The 23,495-nt window shown below is 54.1% G+C and carries 26 protein-coding genes; all 26 read left to right on the top strand.

Annotated features, from left to right (window positions below):
* The first annotated feature begins 236 nt into the window (after positions 1-236).
* Positions 237-989, top strand: a complete 753-nt coding sequence (locus E0L20_RS23365) for a phage tail tip fiber protein (RefSeq protein WP_242673430.1) — start codon at positions 237-239, stop codon at positions 987-989.
* A 246-nt stretch (positions 990-1,235) separates the two neighbouring features.
* A complete protein-coding gene (locus tag E0L20_RS23360; protein WP_023292740.1) occupies positions 1,236-1,781 on the top strand; it encodes a terminase small subunit in 546 nt (181 codons plus the stop codon).
* On the top strand, positions 1,756-3,678 hold the full coding sequence (locus E0L20_RS23355; RefSeq protein WP_048029714.1) for a phage terminase large subunit family protein: 1,923 nt from the start codon (positions 1,756-1,758) through the stop codon (positions 3,676-3,678). Before E0L20_RS23360 ends, E0L20_RS23355 begins: the two co-directional genes overlap by 26 nt.
* The gene (locus E0L20_RS23350; RefSeq protein WP_023292738.1) at positions 3,678-3,884 is read left to right on the top strand and encodes a phage head-tail joining protein; all 207 of its coding nucleotides are present in this window, start codon (positions 3,678-3,680) and stop codon (positions 3,882-3,884) included. Before E0L20_RS23355 ends, E0L20_RS23350 begins: the two co-directional genes overlap by 1 nt.
* Complete coding sequence (locus tag E0L20_RS23345; protein WP_032641872.1) at positions 3,881-5,470, top strand: phage portal protein; 1,590 nt, start codon at positions 3,881-3,883, stop codon at positions 5,468-5,470. Before E0L20_RS23350 ends, E0L20_RS23345 begins: the two co-directional genes overlap by 4 nt.
* Positions 5,451-6,794: a S49 family peptidase gene (locus E0L20_RS23340; RefSeq protein ID WP_131635967.1), complete on the top strand. Its 1,344-nt coding sequence runs from the start codon at positions 5,451-5,453 to the stop codon at positions 6,792-6,794. The genes E0L20_RS23345 and E0L20_RS23340 overlap by 20 nt, the downstream gene beginning before the upstream one ends.
* 9 nt (positions 6,795-6,803) lie before the next feature.
* Positions 6,804-7,136, top strand: coding sequence for a head decoration protein (locus tag E0L20_RS23335; RefSeq protein WP_032667273.1), 333 nt, complete (start codon positions 6,804-6,806; stop codon positions 7,134-7,136).
* A gap of 55 nt (positions 7,137-7,191) precedes the next feature.
* Positions 7,192-8,217, top strand: a complete 1,026-nt coding sequence (locus E0L20_RS23330; protein WP_131635966.1) for a major capsid protein — start codon at positions 7,192-7,194, stop codon at positions 8,215-8,217.
* 45 nt (positions 8,218-8,262) lie between these two features.
* Positions 8,263-8,670: a DNA-packaging protein FI gene (gene gpFI / locus E0L20_RS23325; protein ID WP_131635965.1), complete on the top strand. Its 408-nt coding sequence runs from the start codon at positions 8,263-8,265 to the stop codon at positions 8,668-8,670.
* Between the two features lie 11 nt (positions 8,671-8,681).
* Positions 8,682-9,035, top strand: a complete 354-nt coding sequence (locus E0L20_RS23320; protein ID WP_131635964.1) for a head-tail joining protein — start codon at positions 8,682-8,684, stop codon at positions 9,033-9,035.
* A 9-nt stretch (positions 9,036-9,044) separates the two neighbouring features.
* Entirely contained in the window at positions 9,045-9,629 is a 585-nt protein-coding gene (locus E0L20_RS23315) for a phage tail protein (RefSeq protein ID WP_074143265.1), read from the top strand.
* Positions 9,626-10,024, top strand: coding sequence for a phage minor tail U family protein (locus tag E0L20_RS23310; RefSeq protein ID WP_131635963.1), 399 nt, complete (start codon positions 9,626-9,628; stop codon positions 10,022-10,024). Before E0L20_RS23315 ends, E0L20_RS23310 begins: the two co-directional genes overlap by 4 nt.
* 7 nt (positions 10,025-10,031) lie before the next feature.
* Positions 10,032-10,775, top strand: coding sequence for a phage tail protein (locus E0L20_RS23305; RefSeq protein WP_131635962.1), 744 nt, complete (start codon positions 10,032-10,034; stop codon positions 10,773-10,775).
* A gap of 10 nt (positions 10,776-10,785) precedes the next feature.
* On the top strand, positions 10,786-11,217 hold the full coding sequence (gene gpG / locus E0L20_RS23300) for a phage tail assembly chaperone G (RefSeq protein WP_131635961.1): 432 nt from the start codon (positions 10,786-10,788) through the stop codon (positions 11,215-11,217).
* A 50-nt stretch (positions 11,218-11,267) separates the two neighbouring features.
* Complete coding sequence (locus E0L20_RS23295; RefSeq protein WP_023292728.1) at positions 11,268-11,540, top strand: phage tail assembly protein T; 273 nt, start codon at positions 11,268-11,270, stop codon at positions 11,538-11,540.
* Positions 11,524-14,661 (top strand): phage tail tape measure protein, encoded by a 3,138-nt coding sequence (locus tag E0L20_RS23290; RefSeq protein WP_131635960.1) that lies wholly within the window; start codon positions 11,524-11,526, stop codon positions 14,659-14,661. The genes E0L20_RS23295 and E0L20_RS23290 overlap by 17 nt, the downstream gene beginning before the upstream one ends.
* Positions 14,658-14,996: a phage tail protein gene (locus E0L20_RS23285; RefSeq protein ID WP_001704112.1), complete on the top strand. Its 339-nt coding sequence runs from the start codon at positions 14,658-14,660 to the stop codon at positions 14,994-14,996. Before E0L20_RS23290 ends, E0L20_RS23285 begins: the two co-directional genes overlap by 4 nt.
* A 55-nt stretch (positions 14,997-15,051) precedes the next feature.
* Positions 15,052-15,789, top strand: a complete 738-nt coding sequence (locus tag E0L20_RS23280; protein ID WP_131635959.1) for a phage minor tail protein L — start codon at positions 15,052-15,054, stop codon at positions 15,787-15,789.
* A gap of 2 nt (positions 15,790-15,791) precedes the next feature.
* Complete coding sequence (locus tag E0L20_RS23275; protein ID WP_032641850.1) at positions 15,792-16,511, top strand: C40 family peptidase; 720 nt, start codon at positions 15,792-15,794, stop codon at positions 16,509-16,511.
* On the top strand, positions 16,504-17,121 hold the full coding sequence (locus E0L20_RS23270; protein WP_131635958.1) for a tail assembly protein: 618 nt from the start codon (positions 16,504-16,506) through the stop codon (positions 17,119-17,121). The genes E0L20_RS23275 and E0L20_RS23270 overlap by 8 nt, the downstream gene beginning before the upstream one ends.
* 4 nt (positions 17,122-17,125) lie before the next feature.
* A complete protein-coding gene (locus E0L20_RS23265; RefSeq protein WP_131635957.1) occupies positions 17,126-17,683 on the top strand; it encodes a hypothetical protein in 558 nt (185 codons plus the stop codon).
* Between the two features lie 64 nt (positions 17,684-17,747).
* Complete coding sequence (locus E0L20_RS23260; protein WP_131635956.1) at positions 17,748-21,224, top strand: TipJ family phage tail tip protein; 3,477 nt, start codon at positions 17,748-17,750, stop codon at positions 21,222-21,224.
* On the top strand, positions 21,224-21,526 hold the full coding sequence (locus E0L20_RS24220) for a hypothetical protein (protein WP_131635955.1): 303 nt from the start codon (positions 21,224-21,226) through the stop codon (positions 21,524-21,526). Before E0L20_RS23260 ends, E0L20_RS24220 begins: the two co-directional genes overlap by 1 nt.
* Positions 21,526-22,200, top strand: a complete 675-nt coding sequence (locus tag E0L20_RS23250) for a hypothetical protein (RefSeq protein WP_131635954.1) — start codon at positions 21,526-21,528, stop codon at positions 22,198-22,200. The genes E0L20_RS24220 and E0L20_RS23250 overlap by 1 nt, the downstream gene beginning before the upstream one ends.
* A 107-nt stretch (positions 22,201-22,307) precedes the next feature.
* Positions 22,308-22,541, top strand: coding sequence for a phage exclusion lipoprotein Cor (gene cor / locus E0L20_RS23245; RefSeq protein WP_131635953.1), 234 nt, complete (start codon positions 22,308-22,310; stop codon positions 22,539-22,541).
* A 59-nt stretch (positions 22,542-22,600) separates the two neighbouring features.
* On the top strand, positions 22,601-23,495 hold an 895-nt coding region (locus tag E0L20_RS24130; protein WP_242673429.1), incomplete at its 3' end, for a phage tail protein.

Below are 23,495 nucleotides of genomic sequence, written 5' to 3'. Positions count from 1 at the left end.
GCCTATAGAAACTATGTCTGGCCTCCAGGGTTATAGTATCAAAATTAAGCTTATTTAAGGTTTGCAGTAAGTACTCGGTACCACAACAATCCAAAGTCACTGGCATCCGCTGGTGGCTTTTTTATGCGCATTGCACGCGTACAAATAAGAAAGTCTTTCAGCTGTGAGCTTGGGCAACCCGTTAACTTTCGGCGGCTTTGCCGTGCGACAGGCTCTCGCCTAAAAGGAAATAAACCATGGGTCAGAAAATCATTACGTTATCCGGTGCGGCGACGGATGTTCTGTATGCGCTGTTTTTCCGTGGCGCGCTTCAGTCTGGTGACCTGCCAGCTAAATCTGGTGCTGCTGAGCTTCGAGAATTGGGATTCGCTGAAACACGCCATGCCGCGCCGGAGTATCAAAAGGAAAATTATTTCACCTTCCTGACTGCTGAAGGGCAGGAGTTTGCTATTAAGCACCTGGTAAATACGCGCTTTGGTGTACCTGCCGGTGGTTATATCGGCTCACCTGTAGATAAGCCGGGGAGAGATATCCGTTGCGGCTGCCCAATAGAAGGCATTAGCTGGGGCTGGTTTGTCGATAAATCCGGACAGGCATACATCCACAAGGCGCTGATCGGCGATGGCGTATTGTCTACGAGTTACAACGTGAAATTTCACGTCGCCGATAAAGGCAAATCGCATGAAGCCGGCATGGCCATCGGGGTTGAAGATGGGCAGAGTAATGTAGTTGAAGCCGCTCAATCAATCGTCGGAAAAGCCGTGGTATCAGCCACGAAGGTGAAGATTAAGCTTGGCGATGAATTGACGCAGGCCGTCATTGATGCTGTACGTGAAAGCGAGCTGTTCACGGCAATACAAGTAAATATCGATGCACAGACAGCCTCACTCACCGGCCTGCAACAAGCGATGCACGATGCTGTAAACGATGCAATCCGCAACGCGCTAAAGCCTGGCGGTGCAATATGGGTTCAACAAAGAGCGTGTTGATGCCCCTCAGGGGCACCCGGGGGGCCGCGGGTCCTTTCCGGCTATCTGACATGTTACGGGGCGGCGACCTCGCAGGTTCTCGCTATTTATGAAAATTTTCAGGATTTTGCCTTTTCCGTTCTTCTTCTTGCTAAGTATCTGTCTTTGCTGGGTATAACCCACCACAAGAAAGGAAGTGTTAAAGCCTGGTAGTAGTCATTTTACCCGGCATGGTTTCCTTACCCTGTGTTTCGCCTGGAGTTCGTCATGGAGGTCAATAAAAAACGCCTTTCAGAGATTTTTGGTGTCAGCATCCGCACGATCCAGAACTGGCAGGATCAGGGAATGCCAGTTGCGCGCGGTGGTGGAAAAGGTAATGAAGTGCTTTATGACTCTGCCGCCGTAATCGAATGGTATTCCGCCCGTGACGCAGCGATAGAAAACGAAAAGCTGCGCAAAGAGGTTGAACAGCTGAGAGTTGATTCAGAATCAGACCTTGTGCCTGGCACAATTGATTATGAGCGCCATAGGCTTACCCGAGCCCAGGCTGATGCTCAGGAACTAAAAAATGCAAAAGAGTCCGCTGAGGTGGTGGAGACCGCATTCTGCACGTTCGTGCTGTCGCGGATAGCCGGAGAAATTGCCAGTATCCTTGATGGAATACCTCTGTCGGTTCAGCGGCGCTTTCCGGAACTGGAAAATCGACATATTGATTTCCTCAAGAAGGACATCATAAAAGCCATGAACAAAGCAGCTGCGCTGGATGAAATGATACCGGGGTTGCTGAGTGAATATATCGAACAGTCAGGTTAAGGGGCTACAGCACTCCGCGCGCTCGGGGCTCCGTTCGTTGTACCGGCCAGAACCGCAAACGGCGGTTGAGTGGGCAGACGAAAATTATTACCTTCCAAAAGAGTCTGCTTATCAGGAAGGGCGCTGGGAAACGCTGCCGTTTCAGCGTGCGATAATGAATGCGATGGGTAATGACTATATCCGCGAGGTCAATGTCGTTAAGTCTGCCCGAGTAGGCTATTCAAAAATGCTGCTCGGCGTGTATGCGTATTTCATCCAGCATAAACAGCGTAACTCGCTTATCTGGTTACCTACCGACGGTGATGCAGAAAACTTCATGAAATCCCATGTCGAACCGACAATCCGGGACATCCCCTCACTGCTGGCGCTGGCGCCCTGGTACGGTAAAAAGCACCGGGACAACACGTTGAGTATGAAACGTTTCTCGAATGGGCGAGGTTTCTGGTGCCTCGGTGGTAAAGCTGCAAAAAACTACCGTGAAAAATCTGTTGATGTGGCGGGTTATGACGAGCTGGCGGCATTTGACGATGATATCGAGAAAGAGGGCTCTCCAACATTCCTGGGGGATAAACGTATTGAAGGGTCGGTCTGGCCTAAATCGATACGAGGATCCACACCCAAAATTAAAGGGACATGCCAGATTGAACGTGCCGCCAAGGAGTCTGAGCATTTCTTGCGCTTCTATGTTCCCTGCCCACATTGTGGGGAGGAGCAGTTCCTTAAATTCGGCGATAAAGAGACGCCATTCGGGTTCAAATGGACGCCGGGCGATCCTGCCAGCGTTATATATCTGTGTGAACACAATGCCTGCGTAATTAAACAGCAGGAGCTCGATTTTTCGCAGGCGCGGTACATCTGTGATGAAACCGGGATCTGGACGCGAGACGGACTTTGCTGGTTTTCATCATCGGGTGCCGAAATTGATCCGCCTGACAGCGTAACCTTTCATATCTGGACGGCCTATAGCCCCTTCACAACCTGGGTGCAAATCGTCAAGGACTGGATCAAGACCAAAGGGGACACGGGAAAGCGTAAGACGTTCGTCAACACAACGCTTGGTGAAACGTGGGAGCCTAAAATTGGTGAGCGTCCTGATGCTGAGGTGATGGCCGAACGTATTGAGCACTTCGGTGCCAGGGTGCCGGAGCGCGTGGCCTATCTTACTGCCGGTATTGACTCCCAGCTTGACCGTTACGAAATGCGTGTCTGGGGCTGGGGGCCTGGTGAGGAAAGCTGGCTTATCGACAAAATTATCATTATGGGGCGACATGATGATGAATCCACGCTTCTGAGGTTGGATGAGGCGATCAACAAAACCTATCCGAGGCCTAACGGCGTTGAGATGCTTATTTCCCGCATCTGCTGGGATATCGGTGGCATAGACCCAACGATTGTTTATAACCGCTCGAAAAAGCATGGTCTGTTTCGTGTCATCCCCGTTAAAGGCGCATCTGTCTACGGCAAGCCCGTGGCGAATATGCCTCGTAAGCGTAACAAGAACGGCGTTTATCTCACTGAGGTAGGAACAGACACCGCGAAAGAGCAAATTTATAACCGTTTCACGCTGGTGGCAGAAGGCGACGAACCGCTGGCGGGAGCGGTTCACTTCCCTAATAACCCTGAAATATATGATTTAGCTGAGGCTCAGCAGCTTACGGCTGAAGAGCAGGTTGAGAAGTGGGTAGACGGGAAGAAAAAAATCGTCTGGGACAGTAAAAAACGACGAAATGAGGCGCTTGACTGTTTTGTCTATGCACTTGCAGCTCTGCGGATAAGTATCTCCCGCTGGCAGCTGGATCTGGATTCTCTTCTGGCCAGCTTACGGGAAGAAGACACTGGCCGTAAAAATAATAAATCTCTGGCGGATTATGCCAGGGCATTAGCGGGAGATGAATAATGGCAACACAGGCTGAACTGGATGCCGCGCGCGCAGCGTTACATGATCTGATGATGGGAAAACGGGTTGCGACGGTACAGAAAGACGGTCGAAGGGTGGAATTTACGGCGACGTCAGTCAGCGATCTGAAAAAGTACATCGCCGATCTAGAGTCACAGGTCGGTACCACTTCACGACGCCGCGGGCCGGCAAGGTTCTACGCATGAAAATTCCTTCTTTAGTTGGCCCCGACGGGAAAACCTCCCTGAGGGAATATGCAGGCTATCACGCCGGTGGCGGCGGATTCGGTGGGCAGCTAAATGCCTGGAATCCCCAGAGTGAAAGTGCCGACGCCGCACTTCTGCCGAACTTCGCCCGGGGGAATGCCCGTGCTGATGATCTGGTCCGTAACAATGGTTATGCGGCAAACGCCGTTCAGCTTCACCAGGATCACATCGTCGGGTCTTTTTTCAGACTGAGTTACTGCCCGAGCTGGCGTTATCTCGGCATTAAAGAAGAGGAAAGCCGAGCATTTGCCAGGGAGGTGGAGGCCGCCTGGTATGAATATGCGGAGGATGACTTTTGCGGGATTGATGCCGAGCGCAAGCGTACCTTTACGATGATGATCCGTGAAGGCGTTGCGACGCACGCATTTAACGGTGAACTGTGCGTCCAGCCCACTTGGGACAGTGATTCATCGCGACTTTTTCGCACGCAATTTAAAATGGTTAGTCCAAAACGCGTGAGTAATCCCGGTAATACAGGTGACACGCGTAACTGTCGCGCGGGTGTCAAAATCAGTGATAGCGGCGCAGCGCTGGGGTACTACGTCAGTGAAGACAGCTATCCTGGCTGGATGTCGCAAAAATGGACCTATATACCACGGGAACTGCCGGGCGGAAGGCCATCATTCATCCATATTTTTGAACCGCTTGAGGATGGACAGACCCGCGGCGCAAACGTGTTTTACAGCGTGATGGAGCAGATGAAAATGCTCGACACCCTGCAAAATACTCAGCTCCAGAGCGCAATTGTAAAAGCTATGTATGCGGCGACAATCGAGAGCGAGCTTGATACCGATACGGCGATGGACTTTATCCTCGGCGCGGATAGTAAGCAGCAAAATAAGCTGACGGGCTGGCTTGGCGAAATGGCAGCATACTACGCTGCAGCGCCGGTTCGCCTCGGTGGCGCGAAAGTGCCTCATCTTATGCCGGGCGATTCCCTGAACCTTCAGTCAGCACAGGATACCGATAACGGTTATTCCACCTTTGAACAATCACTCCTGCGCTATATTTCGGCCGGTCTTGGTGTTTCGTATGAGCAGCTTTCCCGTAACTACTCTCAGATGAGCTATTCGACGGCGCGCGCCAGCGCCAATGAATCCTGGGCGTTCTTTATGGGGCGTCGCAAGTTTGTCGCGGCCCGGCAAGCCTGCCAGATGTTCGTCTGCTGGCTCGAAGAGGCGATTGCGCGCCGGGTTGTCACGCTCCCGTCCAAAGCCAGGTTTAGCTTCCAGGAGGCGAGAACTGCCTGGGGTAACGCCAACTGGATTGGCTCGGGGCGCATGGCTATTGATGGGCTGAAGGAGGTGCAGGAGGCCGTGATGCTGATTGAGGCTGGTCTCAGCACATATGAGAAGGAGTGTGCCAAACGCGGAGATGACTATCAGGAGATATTTTCTCAGCAGGTACGTGAAACTATGGAGCGCCGGAGCGCGGGACTTAAACCTCCGGCATGGGCGGCAGCTGCATTTGAATCTGGGCTGAAAAAATCAAACGAGGAGGTAAAAGATGACGCCAGAGCTGCGTAATCTCCCGCATATTGCCAGCATGGCCTTCAATGAGCCGCTGATGCTTGAACCCGCCTACGCGCGGGTTTTCTTTTGCGCGCTGGCAGGCCAGCTGGGTATCACCCGACTGACTGATTCCGCTTCTGGCGTCTCGCTCGGCGCTGAACAAATTGCAGAGCCGCTGGCGCTGTTTGGCGATGACGAGGAAATGGGGCCCCGGCCAGCGCGGAGCTATCAGGTAACAAACGGGATCGCGGTGCTGCCCGTTTCCGGGACGCTGGTCAGCAAAACCCGGTCACTGCAGCCTTATTCCGGTATGACGGGCTATAACGGGGTCATTGCCCGACTGCAGCAGGCAATGAGTGATCCCGGCGTAGACGGTATTCTGCTGGATATGGACACGCCGGGCGGGATGGTGTCCGGGGCTTTCGATTGTGCCGACATTATTGCCCGGATGCGGGATATCAAGCCCGTCTGGGCGCTGGCAAATGATATGAACTGCAGCGCAGGGCAGCTAATTGCCAGTTCTGCATCGCGACGGCTTGTCACGCAAACGGCCAGAACCGGCTCCATCGGCGTCATGATGGCGCACAGTAATTATGGCGCTGCGCTGAAAACTAACGGCGTTGAGGTCACGCTGATTTACAGCGGCGATCATAAAGTCGACGGAAATCCCTACGAAAAACTACCAAAGGACGTTCGCGCTGATTTTCAGACGCGTATCGATGCCACTCGTCAGATGTTTGCCGAAAAGGTTTCCGCTTATACCGGAATGTCAGTGCAGGCCGTACTGGACACCGAAGCGGCCGTCTTCTCCGGCCAGGAGTCCGTGGATAACGGTCTGGCGGATGAACTTGTTAACAATACCGACGCGCTCAGCGTGATGCGTGAAGCACTCGACAGACGCAAAAAAACAACCACTGGAGGAACTATGCCATCACCTTCTGCATCTGCAGCGACCAATCAGCCAGCTGACCAGGCAGCAATACAGACGACTGCACCGGCTGAGCAGGTCACCACCGTTGACACAACAACTGCTGCCTTAACGGCCCCGGCAGACCTCAGCGCTCAGGTATCGGCAGCCGTAGCTGCCGAGAATGGTCGCATCATGGGTATTCTGAACTGCGAAGAGGCAAAAGGTCGCGAATCACAGGCCCGTGCGCTGGCCGAAACGCCGGGCATGACGGTCGAGAATGCACAGCGCATTCTGGCCGCGGCGCCGCAAAGCGCCCAGGCGCGTACCGATACGGCGCTGGATCGCCTGATGGAAACCGCGCCAGGCGCTCTTTCAGCAGGGAATGCCTCTGCTGAAGCCGGCGACGATTTGTTAAACACCCCCGTTTAAGAGGCTAACATGGCAATCACCGAAGTATTTACTCATACCCAGCCGCTCGGTAACAGCGATCCGGCACACACCGCGTATGCACCGGGCGAACTGACAGCATCCACCCCGGCAATGACCCCGCTCATGCTCGATGTTACGTCCGGCAAGCTAACCGTCTGGGACGGCGAGCATGCAGGTGCAGCAACCGGCATTCTGGCGGTTACCGCTGACCAGAGCAGTGCTGAACTGGCATTTTATAAATCCGGTTCTTTCCGCATCGAAGATGTGCTCTGGCCATCTGCCGTTACCGACGAAAATATCAAGCGTAACGCGTTCGCCGGTACTGCGATCAGCATCGTTTAATCACCCTCAACTTTCATAAAAGCCGCTTATGCGGCTTTTTTTACGGGAAAAATCTATGTCAGTTTACACAACAGCCCAGCTTCTGGCGGTCAATGAGAAGAAATTCAAGTTCGATCCGCTCTTCCTGCGTATCTTCTTTCGCGAAACTTATCCCTTCAGTACAGAAAAAGTCTACCTGTCGCAAATTCCGGGCATGGTCAATATGGCGCTGTACGTATCGCCGATTGTCTCCGGGAAAGTGATCCGTTCCCGTGGCGGCAGCACGTCGGAATTTACGCCCGGCTATGTGAAGCCTAAGCATGAAGTTAACCCGCTGATGACTCTTCGCCGCCTGCCTGATGAAGACCCACAAAATCTGGCCGACCCTGCCTATCGCCGCCGCCGCATCATCCTTCAAAACATGAAAGATGAAGAGCTGGCGATTGCACAGGTGGAAGAGAAGCAAGCAATTGAAGCTGTGCTCTATGGGAAATACACCATGAGCGGAGAAGCATTTGAGCCAGTAGAAGTCGATATGGGCCGCAGTGCCGGTAACAATATCATCCAGGCGGGTGCAGCTGCCTGGTCCTCTCGCGACAAAAAAACGTACGACCCGACCGATGATATTGAGGCGTACGCGCTCAATGCCAGCGGCACAATCAACATTATTGTGTTCGATCCGAAGGGCTGGGCATTGTTCCGCTCTTTCGACGCGGTGAAGGAGAAATTGGATACACGTCGCGGCTCTAACTCCGAGCTGGAAACCGCTCTGAAAGACCTGGGTGAAGCCGTTTCTTATAAGGGCATGTACGGAGATGTGGCCATTGTCGTTTACGCGGGCCAGCTTGTTGAAAATGACGTCAAAAAGAACGCTCTACCAGACATGACAATGGTTCTGGGAAACACCCAGGCGCGCGGCCTGCGTACCTATGGCTGCATTCTGGATGCAGATGCCCAGCGCGAAGGCATTAATGCTTCAACGCGCTACCCGAAAAACTGGGTGCAAACGGGCGACCCGGCACGTGAGTTCACCATGATTCAGTCAGCTCCGCTGATGCTGCTGCCAGATCCTGACGCGTTCGTTTCAGTCAAGCTGGCATAACTTTCCCCAGTGGCCCTTTCGGGCCACATTTCTGGAGTATTTTCCATGACAGAAAAAGAAACCCTTATCGCCCGACTGAAAGAGCTGGGCGTAAAGCTTGATCGTGAGGTCAACGTCACAGGCACGATCCAGGAGCTTACGTTACGTATTTCTGAGCTCGAAGAGGAACTCGACGAAGACGGAGAAGAGGGAGCGGAAGTGGCCGGTAGTACTGTTATCAGCACGTCAGGCCAGCCTGGCTCAGATATCGCCTCTGGCTCGATTACCGAAAATCCTGAATCAACGAAGATCGGCGCGCTGGTGGCGGTTGAAACGTTGGTGACCTTGCACATTGATGCACTTCACGCCACACGCAACGAGTCCCTCTCTATTGTTGAGCCTGGTGTCGTTATTCGCGTGACCGACGCGGAGGCTACCGAACTGATTTCTCAGGGGCTGGTCCGGGAAGTCTGACAGGGGGCCTAATGGCTGATTTCGATAATCTTTTTGATGAAGCGATGGCGCACGCGGATACCACTATACGTGGAGTGATGGGCGCAGAGGCAAGGATAACCTCTGGATCTTTATCCGGCGTCACGCTCCGCGGGGTCTTTGACGATCCAGAGAACATCGGTTACGCCGAAGCGGGGATCAGAATTGACGGAACCAAGCCGACGTTTTTTGTGAACTCATCGGATGTAAGCGGGCTGGAACGTCTGGACACGCTGAAGGTAAACGGGCGTGAATTTTGGGTTGATCGCGTGGGCCCGGATGATTGCGGTTCCTGCCATGTATGGCTGGGTAGTGGATCACCTCCCGGCGGATCGCGGCGTCGTTAAGGAGCATTCATGTCGATAAAAGGTCTTGAGCAGGCGATTGCTAACCTGAATAGCCTGGACAGAAATATGGTTCCCAATGCCAGCGCATGGGCTGTGAACCGGGTTGCTGCTAATGGTGTCTCGGTTGCCGTCCGAAGGGTGGCGAAAGAAACGGTAGCCGGTGATAACCGCGTTTCGGGGATACCTGTAAAGCTGGTCAGACAAAGGGTGAGAATCAACAAAGCCTCGGCTTCAGGGCACTCAGCGGCCCGAATTAAGGTTAACCGGGGCAACCTTCCCGCCATCAAACTCGGTGCCGCGCAGGTCAGGGCGACGAACCGAAAAGGCCCGCTGGTTCGAAAAAGTAGTGTGCTGAGAATTGGCCGTTATGTTTTTCGCGACGCCTTTATCCAGCGCCTGGCGAACGGCCGCTGGCACGTAATGAAACGCATTGCAGGAAAAAGTCGTTATCCCATCGACGTGGTCAAAATCCCATTGTCCGCGCCCCTCACTACTGCTTTCGAAGCAGAGAAGAAACGCATGCTTGAAGAGGAAATGCCAAAACAACTTGGCTATGCCCTCAGGCAACAACTGAGGTTGCATCTGACACGATGAAACACACTCTCATTCGCCAGAAAATTATTGATGTGCTTGAAGAGGCCATCGGGATCGACGTCATGTTTTTTGACGGGCGCCCGGCTGTCATTGAGGAGGAGGATTTTCCTGCCGTCGCGGTCTATTTGACCGATGCGGAGTATACCGGCGAAGAACTTGATGCCGATATGTGGGCGGCAACGCTACATATCGAGGTCTTCCTGTCCTCGCAGGTACCAGATTCCGAACTGGATGAATGGATGGAAAGCCATATCTATCCGGCCCTCGCTGATGTTCCCAGCCTCGATTCACTGTTAACGCTCATGGTTCCACAAGGCTTCGATTACCAGCGCGATGATGCGTTGGGGCTGTGGACCTCCGCCGATATGAAATATTCAATCACTTACGAAATGTGAGGAAAACATGCCAACACCAAATCCACTTGCTCCTGTAAAAGGCGCCGGTACGACGCTCTGGCTTTACACCGGAACGGGCAACGCTTTCGCTAACCCACTCTCTGATATCGACTGGAACCGCCTGGCGAAAATCAAAGAGCTGACGCCGGGCGAAATGACCGCCGAATCGTATGACGACACTTACCTCGACGACGAGGATGCCGACTGGAACGCGACGGCCCAGGGGGCAAAATCTGCTGGCGATACCTCGTTCACCCTCGCCTGGAAGCCGGGCGAAGAAGGGCAAAAAGACCTAGTCGCATGGTTTATTGATGGCTCAGTACGCTATTACAAAATCAAATACCCGAACGGTACCGTCGACGTTTTTCGCGGCTGGTGCAGTAGCCTGGGTAAAGCCATACCGGCAAAAGAGGTCATTACCCGTACAGCGAAAATCACCAATACCGGCAAGCCGGAACTGGCAGAAGAAAGCGGTACCCCGAATATCCCAGTGACCGGCGTTACTCTCGATAAAGCCACGGCAAGCGTGGCCGTCGGCGCAACCACAACGCTCAATGTGACGGTGAACCCTGCCAGCGCCTCAGATACCTCGTTCCGCGTGGCAACCTTAGACGGGGCAAAAGCAACGGTCACCGTTAGCGGCAACGCGATCACCGTCACCGGCGTGGCGGCTGGCACCGCTGACGTTATTGTTATGACCAGCGACGGTAATTTCGTTGCGGTCTGCAAAGTCACCGTAACTGCAGCGTAAGGAAGGACGCATGTTTCTGAAAAAAGAGAAGTTCACCTGGCAAACAGAATCACTGACCATCTTCGAGCTGTCGGCGCTGCAGCGTATTGAGTACATCACGTTTATGGCCGCAGAGGAAAAGGCCGTCAGCGCTGACAGCGACGGCATCAGCGATCAGGAAATGACGGCCAGGCTGATTGGCTCAAATATTCGCTGCGGTGCGCGTTTGATTGCGATGTCTTTGTGGCATAACGATCCGGCTGGTACGGATGTGGAGACACTTTATCAGCAGGTGCTTAGCGGCTGGCCGCCGGAGGCGATCGGTAAAGCAGAAATGGAAATAAAGCTGCTCTCCGGCATGCTCGTTCCGGTTGAGGATGACAACGCTGCCGATCCGGATGCCTCAGTGGAGGCCGAAAGCGCAGAACCCGTTACGGCGGAAAAGCCCTTGCCAGCGAGCTGAAGTTTGTCCTGAATCTGGCGCGCGAGTTCGGGCGACCCGACTGGCGCGCCATGCTGGCTGGAATGACTTCCAGTGAGCTGGGCGACTGGCACCAGTTCTACCGGGAGCATTATTTTCAGGACGCGCAGCTCGATGCGCATTTCTCAGAGCTGCTTTATTCCATCTCCACTCTTTTCTTCCGCGACCCGGAACTTACCCCCGCACATTTCAGCCTGCTTTCTCCTTCGGATGTCGTCATCAGCGATGACGAGCCGGATGATGACACGCTGATGACCGCCGCTGAGGGGATAACAGGAGGTATCCGATATGGCCCAGCAGATTAGCGATCTGGTTATTAAGCTGGATGTTGACCGCGCAACCTTCAGCGAGCAGGTCGCCCGAATCAAAGGGCAACTGACAGGAATGGCGGATGAGTCTGATAAAGTTCAGGCGCGAATGCAGCGTGCTGCGGACCGTCAGAGCGCTGCACTAAAGAGTGTGGGCGACGCTGGAGCGGCGGCGGCCGCAGATATGAAAGCCCGTCAGTCGGCCGCAACGGAAGGGCTGACCAAAGACTGGCAGAGCGTTTCCAGGTCCGTTGATGAAACTCACCGCCGCGTGACCGATCTTAATCAGCGCATGCGTGAGAATGACGGGCAGGCCGCAGCGCTTGCCCGTCGACAGGATGAACTGGCGGCATCATTTTTCCGCCAGATTGACGGCGTTCGCCAGCTCAATGGTGAGACACAGTCGCTTGCGAACGTGCAGGCGCGCTTTCGCGCAGCGAGGGCACAGGGCAACATAACCCAGCAGGATTATCTCGCCCTTATTTCCCGCACCACGGCCCGGCAAAAAGAACTGCAGATCGTGGAGGAAAAATCGGCCGCCGCGCGCACGCGATTCCTCAGCCAGCTGAAGCAACAGGTTGCAGAGCAAAAGCTCTCAGGTACCGAGCTGCTGCGCATGAAGGCGGCGCAGGTCGGTGCCAGCGATGCGGCTGAGGTCTATATCCGCAAGCTTGAAGCTGCCAAAGTGGCCACGCACGGTCTGGGGCTGCAAAGTGCTGCTGCCCGGCAGGAGCTGGGGGTACTTATCGGCGAGGTCATGCGCGGTAACTTCGGTGCGCTGCGCGGCTCCGGGATCACGCTGGCGAACCGGGCGGGATGGATAGACCAGCTGCTGTCGCTGCGCGGCCTGGGGATCGCCGGCTTGGTTGGTGGGATTGCCGCGGCGGTTTTCGGGCTGGGTAAGGCCTGGTATGACGGCAGCAAAGAGTCTGAGGAATTTAACAGGCAGCTGATCCTGACCGGGAACTACGCGGGGAAAACGTCAGGGCAGCTTCAGGCGCTGGCGCGCTCGCTGGCCGGTAATGGCATCACGCAGCATGCCGCTGCAGGCGTGCTGGCGCAGGTCGTTGGAAGCGGCGCGTTCAGCGGTAATGACGTCAGCATGGTCAGCAATGTTGCCGCCAGGCTGCAGCAGGCTACCGGGCAGGCCGTTGACGAAACCATAAATCAGTTTAAACGCCTGAAGGATGATCCGGTTAACGCGGTCGCTACGCTTAACGATTCCCTTCACTTTCTGACGGCCACCCAGTATGAACAGATTGCTTCTGCTCAGGCGCTGGGGGATTCGCAGAAAGCTGCCGAGCTGGCCATGCGGGCATATTCCGACGCGGTCATTCAGCGCGCCGGGGCGGTCGAGGATAATCTTGGCTCCCTCGAAAAAGCCTGGAACTGGGTGAAGAATGCCGCCTCCGGCGCATGGGATGCGATGCTTGGCATAGGGCGAAATCCTGACTCCGCGATGAAGCGCCAGGACTCTTTTGCTGAATGGCAGGCAGCAGAGAAAGAGTACCGCGCGCTGTCCAGCAATCTTAAAGTCGACCCGGATTATGCCGGTAACAACGTTCTGCAGAAAGCTGATGCGGAAAGGCTGAGAAACGCGCGCCAGCAGGTGGAGCTGAAAAAGCAGGCTTACGTTCTTGCCGATCAGCAATACGCCCAGGAAGGGCTGGCAGCCGCGCGGGAAAAAATGCGAACGGACCAGCAGGCTCAGGCAATCCGCAGCCAGCAGCAGTTTAACCAGCTGGTGGAGTCCGGCGCGACGGCGGCAGAAAAGCGGGCTTCAGCAGAGAAAAAGCTCAGTCAGCTTATTGAGAAAAATCGCCAGGATGCTAAAGACGGTGTCGCCACGCTGTGGACTGAAAAAGACATTGCCGCGGCCCGCGGCGGGATTGAAAAGCAGTTTAAGGACGTCAAAACGCCGAAAGGCAAAAGCTACTCAACGCCCGCCGGCGATAAAGCCGAGGAAAAGGCGCAGGCCGAACTTCTCACCCTTCAGGCCCAGCTTAAAACGCTCGAGCAGCATACCAGCGTGAACGACGTCATAAGCAAACAGCGTCAGGATCTCTGGCAGACTGAAAATCAGTTCACCGTTCTGCAGGAGGCCGCGGGGCGTCGTCAGCTTACGGCGCAGGAAAAATCCCTGCTGGCGCACAAGGAAGAAACGCTCGAGTACAAGCGGCAGCTGGCTGACCTGGGCGATAAGGTTGCCAGCCAGCAAAAGCTCAACCAGCTGGCCGATCAGGCCGTGAAGTTTGCGCAGCAGCAAAAAGCCGCCAGGGCGGGCCTGCAGGCTCAGTCTGAGGGGGTATCCACCCGGGAAGCCGGGCGACAAACTACGCTGCAGCGTCTCAACGAAAGCTATTCGTACAACCCTCAGGCTCAGCAAAAGGTTCTGGAAGAGCAAAGGGCGACGTTCGAGGCTGAAGATGCCCTGCGCGCAAACTGGCTGGCCGGTGCGAAACAGGGCTGGGCCGAATATCAGGATTCAGCGACAAACGTTTTCAGCTCTGTTCAGCAGATTTCGCAGGCTACGTTCAGCGGGCTGGCGGGCCAGCTTACCAGCCTGACGACAACCTGGAAGGCGAGCTTCAGGGACTTCACCAGCTCGATCCTTAAAATGATTGTGTCCGTTATCAACCAGCTGCTGGTGGCTTATACCATCCAGAGCGCCATGGGCTGGGTGAGCGGCGGGGCGAAAACCTCCTCTGCAGGCCAGTCATTCGCGGTTCCGTCATTCCGGCCACAGGGCTATGACGTGGGCGGTTATACCGGGCACGGCGGCAAATATGAGCCCGCAGGGGTGGTACATCGCGGGGAATTCGTCTTCACCAAAGAATCGACCAGCCGCATCGGTGTGGCCAATCTCTATCGCCTCATGCGCGGGTATGCCTCGGGTGGCCTCGTCGGCGGCGGTAGCGCAGCCGGTGCTGGTATGGGGGGGATCAGTGTTTATGCCCCAGTCAGCATCAGCCAGCAGGGGGGAGACGGAAACATAAATCAGGCGAACGCCACGGGGACGGCGAAACAGCTGCAGGCGATTGTTCAGCAGACAATCACCGAGCGACTGAAAAAAGAAATGTCCGCGGGCGGCGTGCTTTATTCGAGGAGGACACCGTGACAGACACGTTTACCTGGCGCACGCGAAAAACAGCGCAGGGCACTGAAACAGCCCGAACGCTGCAGGCCCAGTTCGGGGATGGCTACAAACAGATAGCAGGGATGGGGATCAACGACAAACAGGAAACGTGGAATCTGGACTGGACTGGAACCAGACAGGAGGCGGCTGCGCTGCGCGCTTTTCTGATGTCTCACGTTACTAAATCGTTCTGGTGGACCACGCCATGGGGTGAAAAAAAGCTGTTCAGAATGAAAGCCGATTCGTTCAGCGTTTCATTCCCTACCGGGAAAAAAGCCACTGTGGCCTTCACTTTTGAACAGGCGTTTGCGCCCTGATTTTCTCGACAAACACTGAAAGCTGCCTCAGGGCGGCTTTTTTTATGGGGGGAGTATGAGTTTTACGGCAGATATACAACAGCTTGAGCCCGGCAGCCGTATTCAGCTGATTGAGATCGACGGCACTGAATTCGGTATGGATCAGGTGCTGCGTTTTCATGCGCACAATATACAGGAAGAAGGGTGGGCTGCCTTCGCCGCGGAAAATCTTCCAGCCATTATCTGGCAGGGAAACCAGTACGATCCCCATCCCTACGAACTGAAGGGGATGGAGTTGTCGAGTACAGGTTCCCAGCCAACGCCCACGCTGTCCGTCGGGAACGTCGGAAACTATGTCACCGCGCTGTGTCTTGAATATGACGATATGGTCAGGGCTAAGGTCAAAATCCATACCACGCTTTCGAAGTATCTCGATGCCGCCAACTGGAAAAACGGTAATCCGGGTGCCAGCCCGGCCGATGAGCGCGTTCAGCTCTTTTACGTCAATGCTAAAACCGCAGAGACACGGGTACAGGTTGATTTCGAGCTGTGTTCACCTTTCGATATTCAGAGCCTGCAGCTGCCTACACGGCAGATTATTCCTGTCTGCACCTGGTGTATGCGGGGCTGGTACCGAAGCGGGACCGGATGCGATTACAACGGCACGAAATACTTTACCAAAGACGGTATGCCGACCGATGACCCGTCGAAAGACGTTTGTGGCGGCCGTCGGCTGGATTGTCAGGATCGTCACGGCCCGGACGCGCCGCTGCCGTTCGGTGGTTTTCCGGCCGCTAACCTGCAGGGAAAATAAAGATGCGTGAAAAATTGCTGGATGCTATCCGTCAGCACGTCGCTGCTGAATACCCCAAAGAAGCCTGCGGCCTGATTGTTCAGTCAGGCCAGCAGCAAATCTATATTCCCTGCCGCAACATTGCCGATAAACCCGAGGAGACATTCACGCTCTCCCCGGAAGACCAGCTCGCTGCCCGCGCGCGCGGTGAGATCATCATGCTCATTCATTCCCATCCGGATGTGGTTCGGCTGGTGCCCTCAGAGCTGGACCGGATCCAGTGCGACTGGTCGGGTATTGAGTGGGGGATCATGTCCTGGCCGGACGGGGACTTTTGTACGATCTCACCGCGTGAAGACCGGGATTATGCCGGGCGGCAGTGGGTGCTGGGTTACGCGGACTGCTGGTCGTTAATCCGTGAATATTATCTGCGCGAATACGGCATTGTTCTCGGGGACTATTCGGTACCTTACGAATGGTGGGAGAGTGGCAAGGAGCGGCTCTATGACGACAACTGGGAGCGCGAGGGATTCGTTGAGATTGCCGCCGGTGCAATGCAGCCCGGTGACATCATCATGATGAGCGTGCAGGCATCGGTGACTAATCACGCCGCGGTGTATGTGGGTGACAACATCATTCTCCATCATCTGTTCGGGCATCTTTCTTCGCGAACGCCTTATGGAAAATATTATCGCGACAGAACGGTCCGGGTGGTCAGGCATAAGGACCGAATGCATGGTTAAGACGCTTATTCTCGAAGGGAAAATGGCTAAAAAATTCGGTAAACGCGTTCAGTTTGATGTTGCCGATCTGCGCGAAATACTCAGGGCCATGTGTTCACAGGTTCCCGGATTCAAAAAATATATGTCGGAAGCTCATATGAAGGGGATCCGTTTCGCCTTTTTTAACGGTGACAACAATATCGGGCTGGAAGAGTTTGATATGACCCGCGGTGGAAGCGTGTACCGGATCGTGCCCGTTTATGAGGGGGCCAAAAATTCAGGCGTCCTGCAGATAGTTGTCGGTGCCGTTGCGCTGGTCGCTGCATTCTTTACCGCCGGTGCGAGTATGGCAGCCTGGGGGGCTGCGATGAGTGCAACAGCCATCAGCGCCACGTCAATTTTGACCGGGGTCGGGGTGTCAATGATGCTGGGTGGCGTTGTCCAGATGCTCACGCCCCAGCCATCCTTCGGCGCGGGTAAATCCTCCAGCACGGACAACACGCCTAACTACGCCTTCGGGGCGCCGGTCAATACGGTCGCTATGGGGCATCCTGTCCCCCTGGCCTACGGTCTGATCGAGGCAGGGGGAGCGATAGTCAGTGCCGGTATGTACTCGAGCGATCAGCAATAGTGAAATGCAACAGAATAAGATGAACGTTACATTGCAATCTCCCTTGGTTATCATGTCCAAAACGATGCCGATCATGGAGATGAAAGTGAAAAAATACGGTTTGGTCTTATTTGGTGTGCTCTTTATTTCAGGTTGTGCCCCACAAAATCAGAATAACAATTTACAAAAGCAATACGCTGATTTAGCAAATTGTGAAGATAACTACACGATGCCAAAAAAAATGCCGCATAGTAAAAAGGAGTTTGCGGACTTTTTATCTAAGGCTGCGCTTAATGCCTCGGCAGATCAGTTTGTTATTCAGAAGCGTATAGAGATTCTTCAATTAGTTGGATGGGATAATTCGGTAGCTGATGCAATAACAACATGTAGCGCCACCAGAAAGAGCAAGCTTAAAGAAATTGGGGCGAATGTGTTTGAAACCATGAAAGCCAATACTAAAGACACAGAGGAACGTCGTGCTCTTGTTGAGGCTTATAGTTCGTGGGAAGCTTATGTAACCAGTCAAACGCCACTCGCAAAACAGGACTTTGACTCAAAAGTTAGTTATTACAAAAACATGTAATAAGACGCCATCATTAATATTAACTAATAACCCAGCTCAGGCTGGGTTTTTTAATGGGGTAAAAATGCAACTTCTCCATGGTGAAACCATCATACAGGGTGCAAAAGGGGGCGGTGGAAGCGCGCATACTCCGGTTGAGCAACCTGACGATCTGCTGTCGGTCGCAAAATTAAAAATGCTCATTGCCGTTTCTGATGGAGAAATACAGGGCGACCTGACCGCTCAGAATATTTTCCTCAACGATACGCCGCTGGCAAACGACAGCGGGGAATACAACTTCAGCGGCGTGAAATGGGAGTTCCGTAAGGGCACACAGGACCAGACCTATATTGCCGGGATGCCCCAGGTCGATAACGAACTGGCGGTTGGCACAACTGTCACCACCACCGCGCCCTGGACACGCCAGTTTACCAATCTTTCCCTGGATGCTATCCGCATCAAGCTCAGCCTTCCGGTCCAGTATCTCTATAAAGATAACGGCGATATGGTGGGCACGGTCACCGAGTATGCGATCGATTTATCAACGGACGGCGGTGCCTGGAAAACGGTTGTAAACGGCAAATTTGACGGAAAGACCACGACGGAATATCAGCGTGACCACCGTATCGATCTGCCAAAATCCACGTCCGGCTGGTCTGTCAGGGTCAGGCGTATTACGGCTGATGCCAGCGGATCAAATTCGAAACTGGTTAACGCCTTCAAGGTGTTTTCCTATGCGGAAGTCATCGACAGCAAGCTTCGTTATCCTTTAACCGCGCTCCTGTATGTCGAAGTGGACAGCAGCCAGTTCAACGGCAGCGCGCCGAAAGTGACCTGTAAGATAAAAGGCAAGCTGATTAAGGTTCCGGATAATTACGATCCGATAACCCGAACCTATTCTGGCTCATGGTCCGGCGGTTTCAAAATGGCCTGGTCCAATAACCCCGCCTGGATATTTTACGATCTGGTTCTGGATGAAATTTACGGCATGGGCACGCGCGTGGATGCGTCCATGGTGGATAAGTGGGCTCTGTATTCAATCGCCCAGTACTGTGACGAAATGGTTTCCGACGGCGCTGGTGGCACCGAACCGCGTTTCACCTGCAACGTTTTCATTCAGAGCCAGCAGGACGCCTGGCAGGTACTTAACGATCTCGCCGCGGTATTTCGAGGAATAACGTTCTGGGGTAACGATCAGATTTATGTCCAGGCAGACGTCCCGCAGGACGATGTTGACTGGGTTTATAACGCCTCAAATGTGATCGATGGGCTGTTTACTTATGCGGGCGGCTCATACAAGAATCGCTACAGTTCCTGCCTGGTTTCCTGGTCCGATCCGCAGAACCATTACAGCGATACCGTTGAGGGGGTCTACGATTCGGCGCTGGTAGAGCGTTACGACGTCAGGCAGACGTCCCTGACGGCAATCGGCTGCACCTCGCAAAGTGAAGCGCACCGGCGCGGTCGCTGGGTATTACTCTCCAATGCCAAAGACGGCACCGTATCGTTTGGGGTGGGGCTGGACGGGTACATCCCTCTGCCCGCTGAGATTATCGGTGTCGCCGATCCTTTCCGCTCCGGCAAGGAGAACGGTGGCCGCATAGTGGCGGTCAACGGCCGCCAGATTACGCTGGATCGAGAAATAGACTACGCGGCGAAAGACCGGCTGGTGGTTAACCTTCCCGACGGAAAAGCCCAGACGCGGACAATCAGCGCTGTGAGCGCCGATAAAATAACGGTGACGGTGGCTACGGACTTCAGTCAGGCACCTGCCGCCGGTGCTGTGTGGGCGATAGACAGTGATAACCTCGCGATACAGTACTTCAGGGTCACTTCAATCGCGGCTAACGACGACAGCACAGGCGGTTTCACTATTACGGCCGTTCAGCACGATCCAAACAAATATCGTTACATCGATGACGGCGTTCGGGTCGAGTCGCCCCCGATCACCGTCACGCCGATAAGTGTCCTGTCTGCTCCGAAGAATATCGTGGTGACTGAGAGCGATCATGTGTCTCAGGGGCTGACTGTAGCAAGCCTGGACGTGTCATGGGATAAGGTAGAGGGCGCAATCCGGTATGTTGCCCAGTGGCGTAAGGATAACGGGGACTGGATAAACGTTCCGGTTACCAGCGCGCAGGGGTTCTCGGTTCAGGGCATTTATTCCGGCAGCTATGACGTGCGCGTACGGGCGCTGAATGCGCAGGATACGTCGTCACCATGGGGATACGGTGAAACAACTTATCTCTCCGGTAAAACGGGAAAACCGGGTACTCCGCTCAACTTCCTGGCGACCGAAGATGTGGTCTGGCATATCGACCTGACCTGGAAATTTCCGGATGGCTCAGGCGACACGGCCTATACAGAGATACAGCGCGCCACAACTGCCGACTACGCCAATCCTGAACTGCTGGTCCTGGTGCCGTACCCGGCTGCAGATTATCAGCATGGCCCCATGCCTGCCGGCGTTCGCCAGTGGTACCGCGCGCGCCTGATTGACCGTATCGGTAACGCCGGGGACTGGACCGACTGGGTCATGGGCACGTCCTCGATAGATGTCAGCGAAATAACCAATGACATTCTGGAGGATATGAAAGAGTCGGAAACGTTCAAAGACCTGATCGAGAACGCGGTGGACAGCAATGAAAAAATTGCTGGCATGGTCGACGACATCAAACAGAACGCCGATGACCTTGAGCAGCAGGCCCTGGCTATTCAGCAAAACGCTGATGGCCTAGCGCAAGCCGACGTGAAGATTGACCAGATATCGGTTTCGATGGACGGCATGACGGGAGGGGTGAGGAACTCAGCAATTGCGATTATTCAGAATGGCCTCGCTCAGGTCACCAGCCGCCGTTCACAGACGGCGACAAACTCTGGAAACAGCGCCAGTATTGATCGCATTGATACAACCATAGCGGATACCAGCTCGGCAGTTGCACGCGCGCTGGTGACACTGGATGCGTCAGCTGGTGGCAACATTTCCAACTCTACCGACCTCACCGAAACGCTGGCCGACTTCACCCAGGCCTCGGCTACGAAAATCAACACGCTGACTGTTACCTCAGGAGAGAATACTGCAGCCATTACGGTTAACGCGAAGGCTGTGGCAGACGTGAATAATAACCTCAGCGCGATGTACAACATCAAGGTTGGCGTTTCCAGCAACGGGCAGTATTACGCTGCAGGGATGGGGATCGGCGTTGAGAATACGCCATCTGGGATGCAGTCACAGGTTATCTTCCTGGCTGACCGCTTCGCCGTAACTACCATGGCCGGAGGGACCGTAACACTGCCGTTTGTTATCCAGAATGGCCAAACCATTATCAGGGATACGGTCATCGGCGATGGGACCATCAGTAATGCCAAAATTGGCAACTATATCCAGTCCAATAACTATGTGGCTGGCTCTGTTGGCTGGAAACTTGATAAGGGGGGCACCTGGGAAAACTACGGAAGCGACGGTCAGGGGGCGAGAAAATCCACCAATGTCACTGACAGTATCAGGGACTCAAATGGAGTTCTCCGCGTGCAAATCGGCAAACTCACAGGGGTGTTTTGATGTCGTGGGGTATACAAACATGGGATGCGTCGGGTAAACCCAACAACTACGGTATCAAGCCCGTTTCTGTCGTTGGGCGAATACAGCTGGCTGCCGGGCAAACCTCCGGCAGCTGGTCTTTTACGGTACCCTCAGGAATGAAGGTCGGCTTTGTTCTTTCACTGGATGAGGGAGGTAACAGCGTAGGGAGGCGCATCGTCGCATCAGGGAACACAATAACCGTCACCGCCGCCTCTTCCGTGGGCCTGGGTAATTACCCGGCCTCAAAGTGTGAGGTAGTCGTTTTCATGGAGAAAGCATAATGGCAGAATTTGGCGCGATGATATTAATGGATAACGGCAATCCCTTTGTTACGCCACAATCAACGCCTTTTTGTCTTTACGGAAAATATACCTTCAGTTCCTCCGCTAACGGAAGTTCTCAGCAGGTGTCGCAGAATATTGCACTCAACGCCGGTTACCCTGTGATGGTGTTTATAAAAACCACCAACACAGCCCAGCCCACTCCAGTAATGTCTTACAGGAACGGCGGTAATATTTATGTTGGCGGGGTTAATCCTTATAACCAGAGCTTTACCCTGACGGTATACGTGTTTGCCATATTCCCGCAGACGTTGCCGAAGTGGGGGCTGGCTATATGGGACGAAACCGGGAAACTTGTGCTGACCAATGAGTCCCGCGTGCTGTCAGACCTGCAGACAGTTGGAACGCCCGGTGCAAACGGCGGGATTAATATCGACCAGACGCTCAGCGGCTCATGGGCTGTTGCGCCTGCACAGCTCGGTCAGACCATCATTGTGAATAACTCCACCCAGCCTCCGACCATTTACACCATTAATGCCTATTCGGCATGCAGGTTTGACGGAACCAATACGAGGATAAACGCAGGAGGGACCTCCACTGGCACAGGCTCTCCGGGAGGGGGAACGAATACTGGCATCGCCTTAACTGCGATAAATACAGCCGCCTATGATTGATCGCTTTGGGCGATCAATAACTGATAATTGATCTATCTAATCAATTATACCCACCAGAATTGTATTGGTATCGTCTAAGTTACTGAATTCCTCTGGATACTATCAAAATGAAAAAGCTAATTATCTGCATGGCAGGCGCTGTCATGCTTACAGGATGCGCTGGCGTACTTGAGAAACAGGAACCAGTTTGCAGCGGCACTGCCATCGTTGGCGGTCAGGAAACTACTGTTCAGATTTACGGTGTGCGCAAACAAAATAACCAGACGCAGTATCGGGCCGGATATCCATTCAACTGGCGCTGGGTAAGTGCGAATACATTTACCGAAACAACCTGCAAATAGACCGCTACGTTTAAACATAAACCTCGCTCCGGCGGGGTTTTTTATTGCCTGGAGAAAATATGCTTTATAACACCGGCACCATCGCCGTTAACGGAAACACCGCAACTGGCACCGGCACGAACTGGACGGCACCCGCCAGCCAGGTCCGCGCTGGCCAGACGATTATCGTCATGTCTAACCCGGTGCAACTGTTCCAGATTTCATCCGTGAACAGCGCCACGTCAATGACGGTTACGCCAGCTGCTTCCCCGGCGCTCAGCGGCCAGAAGTATGGAATCCTTGTGTCCGATATCATTTCCGTAGACGGCCTCGCTCAGGCCATGTCACAGCTCATCAACGAGTACGACGAAAATATTGGCGCGTGGGAGGCTTTCGCTACAACCTCAGCAAACCAGAGCATCACGGTAACCATTAATGGGACATCTGTCAGTATTCCCGGTATTGGTAAATTGCTGCAGAAGGGAACCAACGGAGCGCTGGCGGTTAAAGACGGTGGAACCGGGGCAACAACCAATGAAGACGCTCGCACAAACCTCGGTTTGGGAACATCAGCAACAAAGGACGCTGGCACTTCAAATGGCAATGTTATTCAGGTCGGTGGTTTTGGTATCGGGGCTGACTCATCATTAGCTACACAACTGGCAAGCCTGGCTGATGGATATCGCGGTGGGCTATATCGGATGCGCGGAGACGGCACAGGAACCCCAACCGTTGGAGTTCCTCCGGGCAGCGGTAACGCGATTATTGGATTAATGTCAGTCCCGGTATATTCAACAGCTGGCTTCGGACTTGCATTCAACCAGAATAACATCTGGACAGGAACCTTCGATCCCGCAAATCCAACTGCAGCTGTATGGAAAAAATGGTGGGGTGAAACAAACACGACCGTCGACACGAACGGCTTTATCAAGCGCGCCTCTCCTGTTGTTAAGCTTTTCGGAACCGGTGAGATTA

This window comes from Enterobacter wuhouensis (genome assembly GCF_004331265.1).
Taxonomy (GTDB): Bacteria; Pseudomonadota; Gammaproteobacteria; order Enterobacterales; family Enterobacteriaceae; genus Enterobacter; species Enterobacter wuhouensis.
The sequence above is the reverse complement of the archived record's forward strand: the minus strand, read 5'-3'. Positions and strand labels throughout refer to the sequence as shown.